The organism is Nocardia sp. IFM 10818, assembly GCF_054655275.1.
On sequence record NZ_BAAHJH010000001.1, the window covers coordinates 5,866,453 to 5,881,850 of the forward strand.

Below are 15,398 nucleotides of genomic sequence, written 5' to 3' on the forward strand. Positions count from 1 at the left end.
TTCCGAAGGAGCGGAGGTCCTGGAAGGCCGGGTGCTGCCCATCCTCGTGCTGCACGGGTCCGAGGCCGAAGACAATTCGCAGAACGATATGTGCCCGGCATGCGGCAGCGTCGACGGCATCCGATTCCTCGGTAGCGCCGTGGCCACCCAGCTGTCGGTGGCCTTGTCGAGCATGTTCGGCGACGCCGAACTCGACGCCGAGGAGAAGAAGGCGTTGATGTTCACCGACAGCGTGCAGGACGCCGCGCACCGCGCGGGCTTCGTGCAGGTCCGCTCACACACCCTGAGTCTGCGTTCCACGCTGCGAAACGCCTTGGGCGACACGAACTCCGACTCCGGCATGATCACGCTGACCGAACTGTGCCAGGCGGTCATCGAACGAGCCGGCAGCGACCCCATGCGCCGCTACCATCTGCTGGCCCCCGATATCGTCGAGCACGACGAATTCACCGCCTTCTGGCAGCTCGACAAACCGGCAGCCGAACGCCGCAAGGCGAGCCGGAATGTGCAGCGGCGACTGCAATTCGACATCGACCTCGAGTTCGGTCTGCAATCCCGCCTCGGCCGCACCCTGGAACTCACCGGCAGCGTGGTCGCCGAGGTCGACCTCGGCTCACCCGAACGGGTCCGCCGCCTCGGAATGGCGGCGCTGAATGCCACGGCACACCAGCTGAACCTGAACGAGGCCGATTCCGAAACGGTGCTGCCTTGGGTCCGAGGGACCGTCGAACGCATGCGCACCCAGGGCGCGATCCGGCATCCGTGGCTGCGCAAATTCGTCGAGAAGGACGCCAATCGGCGATGGGTGTGGGGCGGCCGCCCCAAGGGGCAAGGTATGCCCGCCTTTCCCAAAGGGCGTCCGGCTCCGGCATTCCCCGCGTTCGGCTCTCGCACCATCCCGGAGGGTTTCGACCCCATCACCGCGGCCTCGTCGTGGTACGCCCGCTGGGCCTCACAGTGTCTGAACGTCTCCCCACCCGAGGGCGGCGCCCTGGCCAGATCCCTCTTCTCCGTGCTGGCCGAGCAGCGGATCCTGTCCGCCGCGCTGACCGAGAACGGCCACACCGCTTACGAACTCGGCGAGGACGCCGTCCTCGTCGGCGTACCCGAGCCCGATGACCTCCTCGGCGGCAAGCATCTCCTTGTCTGCGATGTATGCCAAACCCCCAACCCCGGCACCATGTCTGTCGTCGACCAATTGGAAGGCGCCCCATGCCTTCTCGTGCGCTGCCCCGGAACCCTGCACCGCGCCGCCCGCAAGGACAACTTCTACCGCACCCTCTACGACTCCTCGGAGATGAAGCGGGTGGTCGCCCGCGAGCACACCTCCCTGCTGCCGACCAAGACCCGGCTCGAATACGAGAACAAGTTCAAAAGCGGCGGCGCGGACCCGACCGCACCCAACGTCCTGGTCGCCACGCCGACCCTGGAAATGGGCATCGACATCGGCGACCTGTCCACGGTCATGCTCGGATCCATGCCGCGCACCGTCTCGTCGTATCTCCAGCGCGTCGGGCGCGCGGGCCGCCTCACCGGCAACTCGCTGGTCCTCGCCTTCGTTCGCGGCCGCGGCGAACACCTGCCGAAGCTCTACGATCCGAAATCCGTCATCCAGGGCGATGTCCGCCCGCCCGCGACCTTCCTCACCGCCGAGGAGATCCTGCAACGCCAGTACGTGGCCCACATCGTCGACAGGCTGGCCCGGCAACCGGGTGCCGAGGACCCGGTCGCCGCGCGCGCGGTGCTCGCGGGCTTCGATGAAGGCAGTTGGATGGCAACGCTTCTCGAAACCGCGGACGAGGATGCGGACGAGCTGGTCGACGGATTCCTCGCACAGTTCGGCGGCCTGCTCGACGCCGGCACCCGGGAAACATTGCGCGCCTGGGCGACACCGCCCGGCGGCGGCGCACCCAGCGGTCTGGTCGCGCAGTTGCGCGAAGCGGTGCACCGGTGGAACCGCGATGTCACCGAGCTCACCGCACGCCGCACCGCCATCGAGGCCGCCCTGCCGGAATTCGAGCAGCGCGCGAACTCACCGGCCGCCACCGACGACGACCGGCGCGATCTGCGCACCGCCCAGGGCACCATGCGCCTGCTCGGCGCGCACATCAACCGACTCACCACCGAGCACTGGGTCGGCGTCCTCGAACGCTACGGCGTGCTGCCCAACTACACCCTGCTCGACGATTCGGTGACCCTGGACGTCGGCATCACCTGGATCGACCCGGATACCAATCAGTACACCGGGGACTCGCAAAGCTATCAGCGCGGATCCCGCGTCGCGCTCACCGAATTGGCACCCGGCGCAACGTTTTACGCGCAGGGGCTGGCCGTTCAGATCGATGCCGTCGATCTCGGCGCGGGCGAGTCGAACATCCACACCTGGCGGATGTGCCCGCAGTGCGGCTGGGCGGGCATCAGGCACGCGGGTGAGGAAGCGCCCGCCCCGGTCCAGTGCCCGCGCTGCCACTCCGGGGCCATCGCCGACATCAGCCAGCAGCTGCAGGTGGTCGAGATGTCGCGGGTCTCCGCCGAGGTGCGGCGCGACGAAGCTTCCATCAGCGACGCCCGTGACGAACGCAAGCGGGAGACCTTCACCGTCATCACCGCCGCCGACATCGATCCGGACAATATCGCCAAACGCTGGTTCGTCACCAATCGCGATTTCGGCGCGGAATACCTGCGGCGCATGGACATTCGCTGGTTGAACATGGGCCGCAGGACCTCACAGGGCAGCAAGCGCACCATCGCCGGGACCGAGACGACCAATGGGCTGTTCCGAGTCTGCTCGGGCTGCGGCCAGCTCGACCGCTATGCCGGAACCAATCGCCCGAACGAGCACCGCAGCTGGTGCCGATACCGCAAGGCGACCGACGAAAAGCACGTCCGGGAAATCGCTCTCGCACGTAGCCTGCGCACCCAGGCCGTGCTGCTGCACCTACCGAGCTGGCTCGAATACGACCAGTTCGCGCACCCGAGTCTGAGCGCGGCGATTCTGCTCGGCTTGCGGCAGGTCATCGGCGGTTCCCCGGAACACCTCGACGTCGTCACCATCACCGACGCCTTGCACGCACCCAACCAGCGGGCCCTGCTCATCCACGACACCGTGCCCGGCGGCACGGGCTACCTCGCGGAATTCGCCGACGCCGCGAAGGTGTGGTCGGTGCTGGTGGCGGCGCGCCAGGTGGTCAAGAACTGCGAATGCGCACAACAGGACCGACTCGCCTGCCACCGGTGCCTGCTCCCCTTCGCACCTCCGCACGAACTCGACAAGGTGTCACGCCAGACCGCCGCGAAGGTGCTCGATGTGCTGCTCGATTCGAAGGACATCGAGCCCGTATGGGAGCGGTGGGCGGAGTTCATCACGGAGGAAGAACCCGCGAAGAAGGTCGGCAGCGAGGAATCTCCGCTGGAACGCGAATTCTACGTCGAGTTCATCAAGCGCCTGCGCGCCATGGGCGCCACCGTCAAGGAGAAGCCGGGAACCTACGGCAACTCCGCCACGATCACGCTGCCCGGCAAGAAGATTCGCACCTGGACGCTCATCCCCCAGGTGCTGATGGGCAACGCCAAACCCGATTTCGAGCTGAGCACCGTCGACTCGAACATCCCGATCATCGCGATCTTCGCGGACGGCCGCAGCTTCCACGCCATGCCGGGCAAGGACACCAACCGGGTTGCCGACGACGCCCAGAAGCGCGCCAACCTGCGCTCCGGCCCGGTCCTGGTCTGGTCGTTCGGCCATGAGGATCTACAGCGGTTCAAGAACAACGAGCCGGTGCAGCCCTCCTGGTACACCGAGCAACGCGCCAAGCTCACCATGAGCAACGGTACGCTGAAGCCCGCGGTGTTCAAGCTGGCCACCACCGCCGACCCGATCACCCAGCTCCTGGAGTTCATCTGCGATCCGGACCGGGAAGCATGGGCGAATGTGGGCCGCTGGCTGCCGCTCATGTTCATGCGCAAGGACCAGGCCAAGGGCGACGGCGCCGGCATCGCCGAATGGGCGCTCGACATTCTCGACGGCAAGCAGCCGTCGCTCGCTCCGGGAACCTATGCGTGCTGGTCGTATTCGGACGGCCCGCTCGCCGTCACAGCAGCGCTACGCACGGACACCAAGACCATCTCGGCTGTTCTCGCCCTGGACGATCGGGACGAGAAACTCGAGCTTCGCAACGGCGATGCATGGAAGGAGTGGCTACGGCTGTCGAACTGGTTCGGACTCAGTGACGGAAACCTCGTCACCACCCGAAACCTGCTCTCCGCCAACAGCGCCACACCCGATCACACGCCGGTCGCGACGGGGGACAATCTTTCCCTCGCATGGCAGCAAGTACTGGCCGAAACCATCTCCACCGCGGAGAAGGAACTCGTGCTCGCGCTGGCCGAAGCCGGGACGCCTGTGCCGATGCTGGGCTTCGAAACCGACGAGGGTGAAGTCATTGATCTGGGTTGGCCGGACGCCCGGATCGGCGTGCTGATCAACGACTACGCGGACACGGCTTCTACGATGTCCGAGCTCGGGTGGACGATCTGCCCGCCGGATCCGGCGCAGATCGTGGCGATCTTGAAAACGAACGGGGTGATGTGATGCCGAATATCGTGATGGCGACCAATACCAAGGCCATGGGGAAGCTCGACGGGTCCATCAAACGCAAGGTGTGGGATTTCCTCGAGAAGCTGCAAGTCGACGACACCACACCCGGCCTGCACATCGAACCGCTCAAGGGAGCCGTCGATTCCCGGGTGCGGACGGGGCGAGTCGACCTCCAGTATCGGGCGATCCTGTTCCGGATCGATCCCAAAGGCGGTGACACGACCTACATCTACATGGGTACGTGGAACCACGACGAGGCCAATGCTCTGGCCGAGCGCTCGACGCTGCGGGTCAATCCGATCACCGGCACCCTCGAAGGCATCATCGGCGAACTCAATGGCGAGGCCGATCGCAAGAAGCGCTCGGTCGTGCCCGATGTGCGTGGGGAGATCGGCAAGGCCGTCGCGGAGCAGAAGCAGCCGTACCTCGTCGGGTACACGCTCGCCGAATTGACCGAGCAGCTCGGTCTCGATCCGGTCCTCGCCGAGCGGGCGCTCGCCGCCACCGATGAGGACGCCATCGCCGAGCTCGCCGCCGAAGCCGAGAAGGCGGGCAGCTGGCAGGGCCACGCGTTGTTCGACCTTGCGCTCGGCATCAGCATCGACGACATCCGCGACAAATTCCGGCTCGACGAGAACCCGGTCGACGAGGCTCTCGACGAGGATTCCCAGATCATGGCCGCGCTCGATCATCCGGTGTCGAAGATGCAGTTCACCTATGTCGGCGACGATACCGAGGAATTGCGCCGCGTCATCGAAGGCGGCGATTTCGCGGCCTGGCGCATCTTCCTGCATCCGGAACAGCGCACCTATGCCGAGAAGGGCTTCAACGGCGCGTTCCGGCTATCCGGTGGCGCGGGCACCGGTAAGACGGTGGTCGCTATCCATCGCGCCCGGAACCTGTGGAGAAAGAACCCGGATGCCCGAATCGTCCTGACCACCTTCAACAAGACCCTCGCGATGGGGCTCAAAACAGATCTGAAGATGCTCGAGCCCGGTATCAGAATCGCGCACAAGCCGGGCGACCCCGGGGTTTACGTCGAGGGCATCGACAAACTCGCCAGCGACATCCTGAATCAGGCCGGGGACCTCGGGGCGGCCACCGAAGCGCTGTTCGGCGCCCGCTTCGATGTGACCTCAGCCCGCACCAACAAGGACAAGGTGTGGCGAGATGTCGTGCAGACGGTCAGCAGCGGGTTGGATCATCGCCTCGCGACGCCGGCGTTCCTCGACAACGAATACGTCGCGGTCGTCCTCGCCAACAAGGTGACCACGCTGGAGCAGTACGCGAAAGTGGCACGCGCCGGGCGCGGCGTGCGGCTGAGCCGCCCGCAGCGAATGGCCGTGTGGAAACTGGTGGACGCCTACCGGCGCCGCAGCCGCATGGACGGCAGTCTCAGTTTCCCGGAGGTCCTAGCGCTCGCCGCGGAATACCTGCGGCAGTGCGCGGATTCGGGCGCGCCGTTCCTCGCCGACCACGTGCTCGTCGACGAAGCGCAGGATCTGCATGCGACCCACTGGGCGCTGCTGCGGACCCTGGTGGCCGAGGGACCCAATGATCTGTTCATCGCCGAGGATTCCCATCAGCGAATCTACGGTCAGCCGGTGGTGCTGGGGCGCTTGGGAATCAAGATCCGGGGCCGGTCACGTCGTCTGACGCTGAACTACCGCACCACTGCCGAGAATCTGAGGTTCGCGGTCGACATCCTCTCCGGCGGGCAGTACCACGACCTGGAAGACGCGGATGAGTCGACCTTCGGCTACCGATCCGCCCGGACCGGACCGATACCGGAACTGCGCGCGTGCGATTCGGCCCTCGACGAGCTCAATGAGGTTGCCGACCAGGTGAAGAGGTGGATCGCCGAAGAGGTCGAGCCTTCGACGATCGCCGTGCTCACCCGCGGGCAGAACGACCGCAGCCAATTCGTGCGCGCACTGGGCGAACGTGGCGTCGAGGCCCGCGCGCTCGATGACAACCCGGCGACCTCGGGGCATGTCCAGGTGCTGACAATGCATCGTTCCAAGGGCATGGAGTTCTCGCGGGTGATTCTCGCCGGTATCGACGAAGCGCACGTGCCATCCAGGGCGGCTCTCAATACGGTGCCCGAGGAGGAGCAGTCCGAAGCGCTGCTGCGGGAGCGTTCGCTGCTGTACGTTGCGGCAAGCCGGGCGCGGGATGCCCTGGTGGTGACGTGGAGCGGTAAGAAGTCCGAACTCCTGGGCTGAGGCCCGAACATCGATGTCCCCGCGGGGCGCGGGGACATCGACATCATGATCGATTCAGGCTCGAATAAGCATGGCTGCCAACCGATCCGGATCCGTTTCCTCGACCCCGACGACCTGGTAGCCGTCGACCTCGAGACCGCGGTCACGGTCCGCGTCGACACCTTCGACCAGCGCGACGCCGACATCCGGCCAGACCGCCTCCACGGGCCAGTAATGCGTTCCCAGGTCGACGCCGATCTCGGGCTCGGCCACGCCCTTGCGGGACAGTGCGGCCAACAGGTCGACGACGGCTTTCGACATGAACACGGGGTTCACACCCCATGGCCCCTCCAGCTCGGAGGTGGTGCCGAGCACCTTCAGCTTCGCGAAGATCTCCAACGCTCCCGCACGCGAGAGCCGGTCGTGGACACGATCGTTGCGGAACGAGCGCAGGCAGCCGTAACACGAGGTCTCCGAACCGCAGTCGCAGGAACTGACCCGATCGACCGCGTGCTGGATGACCTTCTCGAGGTGCTCGGCGATCTTCTTCGCCGCCCCCGCCCCGGCCGGCACCGTATCGAAGAGCACGATGCTACGCCGACCGTCGGCACTCCACGACAGGGTGCCATCGATATCATCGCGGCTGATCTCCAACGCCTCGGACGCGCCTTCCAACAGCGCGTAGAGCACCGAGAGCCACTTCGATTCGGACTCCTTGTCGTAGGACATATCCGCGAAGGTGAACTCGGCGACGTCGGTCTCGTAGCGGTGCGCCAGCGAGACCACTTGCAGCGGGCCGCTACAGGAGCTCCCGTAACCGGCCGCGGGTGCGACCCCTTGTGCGGTTTCCCGGTGGCTGCCTGCGCCCATCCGCACCAGTCGCACAGCAGAAAGCCTCGGCCACCGCCATCGGAGATCACCGCCATCCTCGCGCGGGTGCCGGCCCGAGCCTGGATCTCGACGCCGACGGTCGACTGCCACTGGAAGGTCTCGGTCACGTCGCCAACGCTCTCGACGTAGCTGGATCCACCCCATACACGTTGCGGCGGTTCGGATTTCACCTCCTCGACCTGGCGATCGGCCACGAAGCCGAACTCCGGCACGACACAGGTGCGTATCTTGCCGAACTGCTGATCGCAGTTGGGGCACACCGCGGTCACATCGAGTCCGTGACCGCATTCGAAGCGATTGCATTCGCGGCAGACTCGATACTGGAGTTCCTCGAGCTCACGCTTCGGCAATTTGTGCAGCCCCCGCGAGGTCCAGACCTTTCCGCCCGCCACGATCTGATTGCCGGGCGCATAGTCGAAGATGGCTTGACCGAGATCCCGCGACAGCTCCAGCTTGCCGCCGATATCCCCTTCGCAGTGCGCGGTTCGCAGATCGACCGTGTCCACCGGGAAGCCGTACTTCGGCAGGATGTTCTTGTTCGCGAGATAGCCGATGAGCTGTCTGTCCTCGATGGTCCGCAGGGTCTTCTGCAGACGCCCCGCCAGCGAGTACTTCTGGGCGGCGGAAGCCTCCTCGATCAGATTCCGGAAAGTCGTCACGTCATTGCGGATGTCCTGCTCGGCGATGGCGAGCAACTCGCACAGCCGGCCTACCCACGAATCGTCGTCGACACCGATTGCCGCGGCGACATTCACCGGCAGTACGGCCCGCAAGGCTTCCCTGATTCGGAGCGGTACCGGTGTCAGGAAATCCCGGATCTGCGCGGCGGCCGAGTCCGCATCGCCGGGCCCGGGCTCGAAGAACGGACCCGCGTGTCGCCAGATGAGCCCGTCGCGCTCGAATCGATGCCGGAAGTACGCGGCCAGCGCGACCGAATGCGCATGCCTGCGCCCGATCCGCTCATTGTCGATGGGAATCCACGGGATACGCATCTCGCCCGCGATCATCGTTTCCGGCTTCTGGAACTTCGACAGATCGTGAGAGCTGCGCTTGGCATAGGTGAGCACCAGCGCGGCGGATGCCGCGCGGCGGCCCGCCCGACCGGCGCGCTGGACGTAGTTCGCGGTCTTCGGCGGCATATTTCGCAACACCACCGACTGCAGATCGCCGACATCGACGCCGAGCTCGAAGGTTGTCGAGCACGACAGCACGTTCACCTCGCCGGTGATGAATCTGCGCTGGATATCGGCGGCCTCCGTGGCCTCCCACTGCGCGGTGTGCTCCTCCGCGGACAGTGGCGCGGGGACCAGCGTCCGGTACATCGAGCGATAGTGATTCGAGTCCCGCTCCACCGGGGGCAGGACGAACTCGGTCAGCGTTCCGTCGCACGCGCCTTGGGGGCACAGGTTCCGAATGTTGTTGGCAGTCAGCCGACGACAAGCCGAGCACTGGTACCAGGTGCAGTCGTGGTAGCCCGGATCCGCAGTTGTTCATGATCGACCTGATAGACATCGCCGGCGAACTTGTCCCGCTCGAGCACGACGTAGCACTCCTGGACCAGGAACCGCCAACAACCGTCGAGCAGCTTGTCCGCGGGCAGGTGCGAGTCCAGCGCGGCCAGCACCTTGCGCGCGAACAGAATTCGATTGTTCGTCGTGCCCGGCCGACCACCCGGCAGCCAGCTGATGATGCGCCGGGTCCGATCCGAATCCATCGACCGGATCCGGATCCGGGTATTGCGCGGCTCGAATATCGCCTGTTTGATGTCCACCTCCGGGAGCAGGGTCATCGCGCCCTGCAGCCGGACGGTCTTCACCAACTCCTCGAGCAGTCCCCAGCTTTCGGCCGCCGAAAGCCCCAACTGCGTCAGGCCTTTCGGCGGCGCGGTCTCGAGGAGCGGAACAGCGATACCCGCATCATGCCAAGGCCCTCGAGCGATTGGCGCTGATCCATCGTCATCAGCTCGGCCATGATCCACGGATTCACCTCCCGCAGCATGCTGCGCCGGGTTGCCCGCTCATCGAAGTGCTGCGCCTTGACGGCGGCGGCGCGCACATCGGCGGCCAGATCCTCCACCGACAGCTCCTCACCGCCATTGCGCGGATCGAACAGTGCCTGCGTCAGGTAGCGCCGCTCCAGCATTCGACCGTAAGTACGCGCGAGATACGGTGCGGCGAAGGCCGCGGCCTGGCGTGAGTCGGAGAACATCAGCAGCTTCCGGCCCGCGCCGACCTGCTCGGCGGACTCGTCGCTCGCCGCGGGCAGATGCTGATAGAGCGCGGTGGTGATGACCGCCGGCGCGGCATTGACGTCGGTGCGCAGCCGGCGGATCACCTGTCGTGAACGAGCTCCGCATTCCGTGCACTTGCTCATCACCCGGGCCTGCGTGCCATGCTCCCGCACGCGCAGCACGGGCGCGCCGGGACATCGTGGACCGCCGCAGCCGCGCGATCGAGTCGTGAGCGCGCCGCAGCCGGTGCACAGCTGCCGGACGCCGGTCGACGCCTGAGAATCAGCATCCTCCGACAGCGTGACCTCGTCCTCGTCGACCACACCCTCGCTGTCGGAGTCGGTCAGGACCAGCCACCGTACCGATTCCGCGTTGTCGTTCGCGGCGGGCCGGAAGTACTGGCGGCCCTCGTGCGCGCTCAACTGCCCGGCCAAATGGACCGCCCCGCAACGCTGGCAGGTCCCGAACTCGAACACCGCGCGCCCGGTCTCGGGATCGATCTCGTGCCTTCCGAGAAATACTCGCGGCGCACCCTCGGTGAAACTGACGTACGCACCCTCGGTGGCGCGCACGAACATGTGATAGCGCGCCGACAACACCGGATTACCTTCAACATCCAGTACTTTCGAGCCGAGCGCGACGAGCGCCTCGAGTTTGATCGCGGCGTGCGGATCATCCGGCCACAGCTTGGCGGCGAGAGTGTGCACGTCGACCGGACCGCGGGACACGATCGCCTTCAGATCACTGATCCGGCGTTCGTCGTGCAGCGCGTCGGCGACATCACCAGCGGCGGAACGCGATCCGAGCGGGGACAGATCAGCGTCCGCGTCCGCCAATGCGATCAGCTCGTCGTCGTCGATGGTCCAGGTCGGCGCGTCCCGGCGCGGCAGTCGCGTCGCCGTCACCAGATCCTGCTGTCGCTCATCGTCGATGACGAATTCGAAGGAGCATCGAACAACTTGCGAGCGAACAAGGTGGCTTCGGCGCCTTGCGACTCCTCGGTGCTGCCGGTCAGCGAAGCCGACGTCGCGATGCACTGCAAGCTGGAACCCGGGGCGACACGTTCACGCAGACGCCGCAACAGCAACGCCACCTCCGAGCCCTGCGCACCGTCGTACACGTGCGCCTCATCCAGAGCGATGAATCGCCAGGTGCCCGCGTACTCGCCGTCGAAGAGATCGAGATCCGCGGGACGGAGCAGCAGGTATTCGAGCATGGCGTAGTTGGTCAGCAGAATATGCGGCGGGGTGGCGCGCATCTCCTGCCTGCTGAGCAGCTCGTTGGGCAGCCGCCGCTCACCCGGATGCAAGGCCCGGAACATGGATTCCGCCTCGGCGGGCGCCTCTTTCGTCTCCCCGGTGTAGCGGCCGAAGGTGAGATCTGGCATCTGCGCCAAGAGCTCACGCAGTCGCTTCAGTTGGTCGTTGGCGAGCGCGTTCATCGGGTACAACAGCAGCGCCCGCACGCCCGGGCCGAGAGTTCCCGCGGCCCGTTCGGCAACAAGCGCATTGAGGATGGGCAGCAGGAAGCTCTCGGTCTTTCCCGATCCGGTGCCGGTGCTGACCACCAGGTTCCGGCCTGCGACAGCTTTACGAACGGCAGTCTCCTGGTGCCGATACAGCGGCCGGTCCAGATTGACGGTGCCACCCAAGTCGGCGAACCCGGGATGCAGCACACCCTCGGAGATCAACTGCCGCAACGACATACCCGGCGCATAGGGCGGCGTGAGCTCGAGCAGCGGCCCCTTCGTCAGCAAGGTGGTCTCGTCCACGGCCCGATCGAACGCAGCCGCCAGACCCGGATCGCGCGGCGCCAGCAATGTCTTGAGATACCGCTTGTAGCCGGCCTCGATATCGGCGCCCGCGGCCAACGGGTCGAGTCGGTCGGTCATTCATGGTCTCCGATCAGGTCTCCATGGGTCACAAAACTGGCGATCGCATCGGCGATGAGCAAGTCCGTCGCAGCCATCGAGGGACAGAGATCCGCCATGCGAGCCCACGCCTCCCGCATTTCGGACGTCATCGGCGGGCTGTCGAACCGGCCGCGGGCATCCAACCGCGCCAGGGCCGCCATTGTCAGCGACTGCAACGACAACCACATCCACGGGTGTGCGACAACATCAACGCCGTCCAGCACCTCGTTGCGCGCACGGATCACGTCGTACATCAGCGGAGCGGCGTGCTTTATCCGCCGCAGCGCGACCGCCGTGCACGAAGTGAGGATGCCACGGGCAGGCTCGCGGACCCATTGTTCTCGCACGTGGAAGGCCGCGACGGTCGCGCTGGTCCGAGTGTCCCCGTCGAGCAGTGCGCCGGGCACCAGCCGGAAGGCCTCGAACATCGCGTCGACCTGATCGGGTGGGAACGAGTGCACGCGTTCGACATTCTGGTCGAAGACACCGACGCGCGGATCGCCCACCCGGCCTCGCAGCAGGTCGACCAGCCACTCCCCGCCCCGGTCTTCGAGATAGCCCACCGCTCTGGACCGTTCGGTGGGCAATGGCCCGAGTGTAGCGAGATCAGCGATTTCAGCCAGACATCCCACCCAAGGGTTGGCGTGCAGGCCCTCCCGCACGACCTCGGTCGAGTACCCGCGGTCGACCAGTCCCGTGCGAATCAGCAGCGGAACCATCTCATCCGCCGGAATGGTACTGCCGCCCAACGCCTCCAGTGCCGCGCGGGCGTCCGTGGCGAGCACCCGGATCAGCGAGCCGCGCAGGCGCTCGGTGGCCGTGTCGGACCGTTGGGCAGGCAATGTCGCCAGCGCCGCCCACACCTCGCTCATCGCTTCGGCCGATCGCGGGGCAGGACCTGCCGCTGCCAGAAAGCGCGACAGCTCGTCCCGCGCAGGGTCCTCATCGCGGACCCATCCGGATTGCGCGACCCGGATCGCAGCGGGTTCGGGCTTGCGCGGCGCCGGGATGCTGATCCACGGATCGTCCACGAATACCTGGACCAGTAGCGGCCCCGCGTCCCGCAACTCCTCCGGCAAGACCACCCGGCTGCCACTGATGGCGAGTTGTTCCGGTGGCCGCCATGGCGCCGTTGTGGCCCAGACGAAGGCTCCGAGATCCTCATCGGCGAGTGCATCGAAAACGAGCAGTCCATCCTCGATGCGCACACCGCCGCACAACCGCGCCGGTCTGATGTGAGCCATCGTGACCTGATGTGAGCCGCCCTCGGGATCATCGATCCGCGCAACCAACCTGCCCGCGCCGATCCGGCGTACGGTGTCGACAAAGACTCGGCTCGAGATCTGGAAGACGTTGTCCGCCGGAACATCCGGAACCTCGGTCTGCAGCACCGAACCCGACGAATCAAGCAGGGCGAAATCGACCACGACCTCCCCCGGCACCCGCGCGGCAATCAGCGCATGCGCCTCGAGATCGGCGGGGGCGAGCACATGTGCGGCGGTGCGCCATTGGGCGGGTGCGCCGATCACGTCGATCCGGGATTCGACGTGGGGCGGCTCGAGCACCAATTTGTGAACGTAATCCCCACTGCGAACCAGAATCTGAGATTCGCGGGCGTCGACATCGAATCCGACCGATTCCCGATCGACCGACAGCGGCGATTCACAAGCGATCCGGGTTGTACTGGGCGACAGACCACCGGGCACCGGAGAGCGGAAGTAGATGCCGTGGTCGACGGTGAGCCCTTCCGCCATGAACACCATGCACCGCAGATCCGACCCAAGCGGACCGCTCACGATCACCTCGAAATGTCCGAGTAGTCCTCGTGGCAGACCCTCGAAGGGGTCCAGGCAGGCATGGTCCGTGCTCGACTCCCACTCGTCGGTCACCAGCCACTCCGCACGGCCCGAACGGCGCACGCGAACGCGCCAGACCGCGGGCTCGGATCCCATATATGGCGGCAACGTCACGAGCGGCCTGGTGGAATACACCGAGAGCCCGCTCGCCGTTCGCACCCCGTCCAAGGCATCCCCGAGCTCGAGCGTTGGTGCGCCGACGGCGCGCACCTCCCGCACCGCCCCGAGCCCAACGCCCTTCCGGCGCAGCTGAATCGAGCCATGTCGGCTCAAATCGACGCAGTGCGCGAGCCAACCGCGCCACCCGGACGGCATCCGGATGTCCTCGTGCGAGGTCACCGGCTCGCCCGACACGGCATCGACGATGACGGCGTCATGGGGATGGACGGCGAGGACCACATCGCGCGGGAGCGCATGGCGGCGTGCGATGAAGCCGCCCTCGACGTCGAAGAGGAGCAGTGGATCATTCTTGTCCACCAAGGCAATTCGCTGCTGTGCCCCCGATGCGTCGTGACGTAGCACGACTTCGCGGACAGGTCTGGTCACCGGAACCGGTGTCAGTGGATGCTCACCGTCCATGTCCACGGCCCAGCCCCGCTCCGCGTACACCTCACGAGTGTCGCCGTCGAAGGAGACTTTCCACGGCAGCTCCGGCGCACTCAGGGGATACGGGATGCCGACAGTGATCTGGTCATCGTGCATGGAGTACGCGATCGCCGGTGACCTTCCGCGCGCCACCGATACGGTGCCCGCCATGCCGTTCCCGAACGGGCGTTCGCGTAGTCGTTCGATCAAGCCGTCGAGCAGCATGGAGGGCAGTCCGGTTGTCGATGTGTCCAGATCGAGGTCGTTCCATACGCCGGGATGCTCGGCCGTGAACTCGATGAAATCCAGGATTCGATCGATGATGTCCACGGCGATTTCTCCGCCCAGCTGCAGGAAGTTCCGCACCGGAACGTCGAGCTGGCCCATCCGATAGCCCATCCCGGGTTCGGTGAGCCATTCGAACACCGCAGCGCCGCTGGACGCACGCCCATGGGTCAGATGCTGTTCGATCACGTCGATCAGATCGCCGAGGCAATGCACAGGAATCCCGGCGTGCATTGCCATGATTCGGACGTAACTTCCGGCCAGTTCAGGGAACTCCCGCAGTCGGAATCGCCGCAGCAATCCACCCAGTTCGTTCCGTAGAATGTTCTCGAACTCGGGATCACGCTCGAGTCCCAACTCCGCCCAGAAGCTCTCCCAGTAACGCCCCTGCTCGTAGGAGAGGCCGGCGTGTCCGATGAGCGATGTCAAGGTCAACGCCGGAAACTTCCGCACCAACCGTCGGGGACCATGCGCCGGAACGATCTGGGCGGCGACTCGCCCATAGATCTCCTGCGCGCGACGAATATCGTCCTCGTCGAGATTGAGTTCGAAGAACAGTGCGACCCTGTCGAGTTCCCGGCCGAGCCTAAACTCCTCGTCACCTGCCAAATCCCACAGCAACGACCGCCCCACCGGAACTCCCCCAAATCGCTCGAAGTCTCGCCCTCAGACTTTCCCACATCCGTCCGACAAGTCATGAATTTCGAGCCGATGCAATCCGACTTGCGCCGACTCGGTCCAACCCGCGCATGAGGATCATGCAATTCCCACAATTCGAACATATTAGCGAAAATCGTGTTGATGGGCACGAAGCGCCACACCGTCCGCATGGCGACGT

General features: G+C 65.7%; 7 protein-coding genes and 2 pseudogenes. 2 read left to right on the forward strand and 7 right to left on the reverse strand.

Features of this window, described 5'->3' with window-relative positions; genetic code table 11:
• Positions 1-31: 31 nt before the first annotated feature.
• Together ACYQ5L_RS27340 and ACYQ5L_RS27345 are read left to right on the forward strand one after the other, a co-directional pair.
• Positions 32-4,591 (forward strand): helicase-related protein, encoded by a 4,560-nt coding sequence (locus tag ACYQ5L_RS27340; RefSeq protein ID WP_459961128.1) that lies wholly within the window; start codon positions 32-34, stop codon positions 4,589-4,591.
• Positions 4,591-6,822 (forward strand): 3'-5' exonuclease, encoded by a 2,232-nt coding sequence (locus ACYQ5L_RS27345; protein ID WP_459961129.1) that lies wholly within the window; start codon positions 4,591-4,593, stop codon positions 6,820-6,822. Before ACYQ5L_RS27340 ends, ACYQ5L_RS27345 begins: the two co-directional genes overlap by 1 nt.
• A 54-nt stretch (positions 6,823-6,876) precedes the next feature.
• On the opposite strand, the gene ACYQ5L_RS27350 is transcribed toward ACYQ5L_RS27345, so the two are convergent.
• From ACYQ5L_RS27350 to ACYQ5L_RS27380, 7 genes and pseudogenes are all read right to left on the reverse strand, one after another.
• Complete coding sequence (locus ACYQ5L_RS27350; RefSeq protein ID WP_459963690.1) at positions 6,877-7,200, reverse strand: hypothetical protein; 324 nt, start codon at positions 7,198-7,200, stop codon at positions 6,877-6,879.
• Between the two features lie 111 nt (positions 7,201-7,311).
• Positions 7,312-7,995 (reverse strand): annotated as a pseudogene (locus ACYQ5L_RS27355) (DUF1998 domain-containing protein); the annotation flags it as partial.
• Between the two features lie 842 nt (positions 7,996-8,837).
• Positions 8,838-9,014 (reverse strand): annotated as a pseudogene (locus ACYQ5L_RS27360) (hypothetical protein); the annotation flags it as partial.
• 104 nt (positions 9,015-9,118) lie between these two features.
• Entirely contained in the window at positions 9,119-9,553 is a 435-nt protein-coding gene (locus tag ACYQ5L_RS27365; RefSeq protein WP_459961130.1) for a hypothetical protein, read from the reverse strand.
• 5 nt (positions 9,554-9,558) lie between these two features.
• Positions 9,559-10,827: a hypothetical protein gene (locus tag ACYQ5L_RS27370; RefSeq protein ID WP_459961131.1), complete on the reverse strand. Its 1,269-nt coding sequence runs from the start codon at positions 10,825-10,827 to the stop codon at positions 9,559-9,561.
• The gene (locus tag ACYQ5L_RS27375) at positions 10,824-11,813 is read right to left on the reverse strand and encodes a DEAD/DEAH box helicase (RefSeq protein WP_459961132.1); all 990 of its coding nucleotides are present in this window, start codon (positions 11,811-11,813) and stop codon (positions 10,824-10,826) included. The genes ACYQ5L_RS27370 and ACYQ5L_RS27375 overlap by 4 nt, the downstream gene beginning before the upstream one ends.
• The gene (locus ACYQ5L_RS27380) at positions 11,810-15,193 is read right to left on the reverse strand and encodes a hypothetical protein (RefSeq protein WP_459961133.1); all 3,384 of its coding nucleotides are present in this window, start codon (positions 15,191-15,193) and stop codon (positions 11,810-11,812) included. The genes ACYQ5L_RS27375 and ACYQ5L_RS27380 overlap by 4 nt, the downstream gene beginning before the upstream one ends.
• Positions 15,194-15,398: the final 205 nt, after the last annotated feature.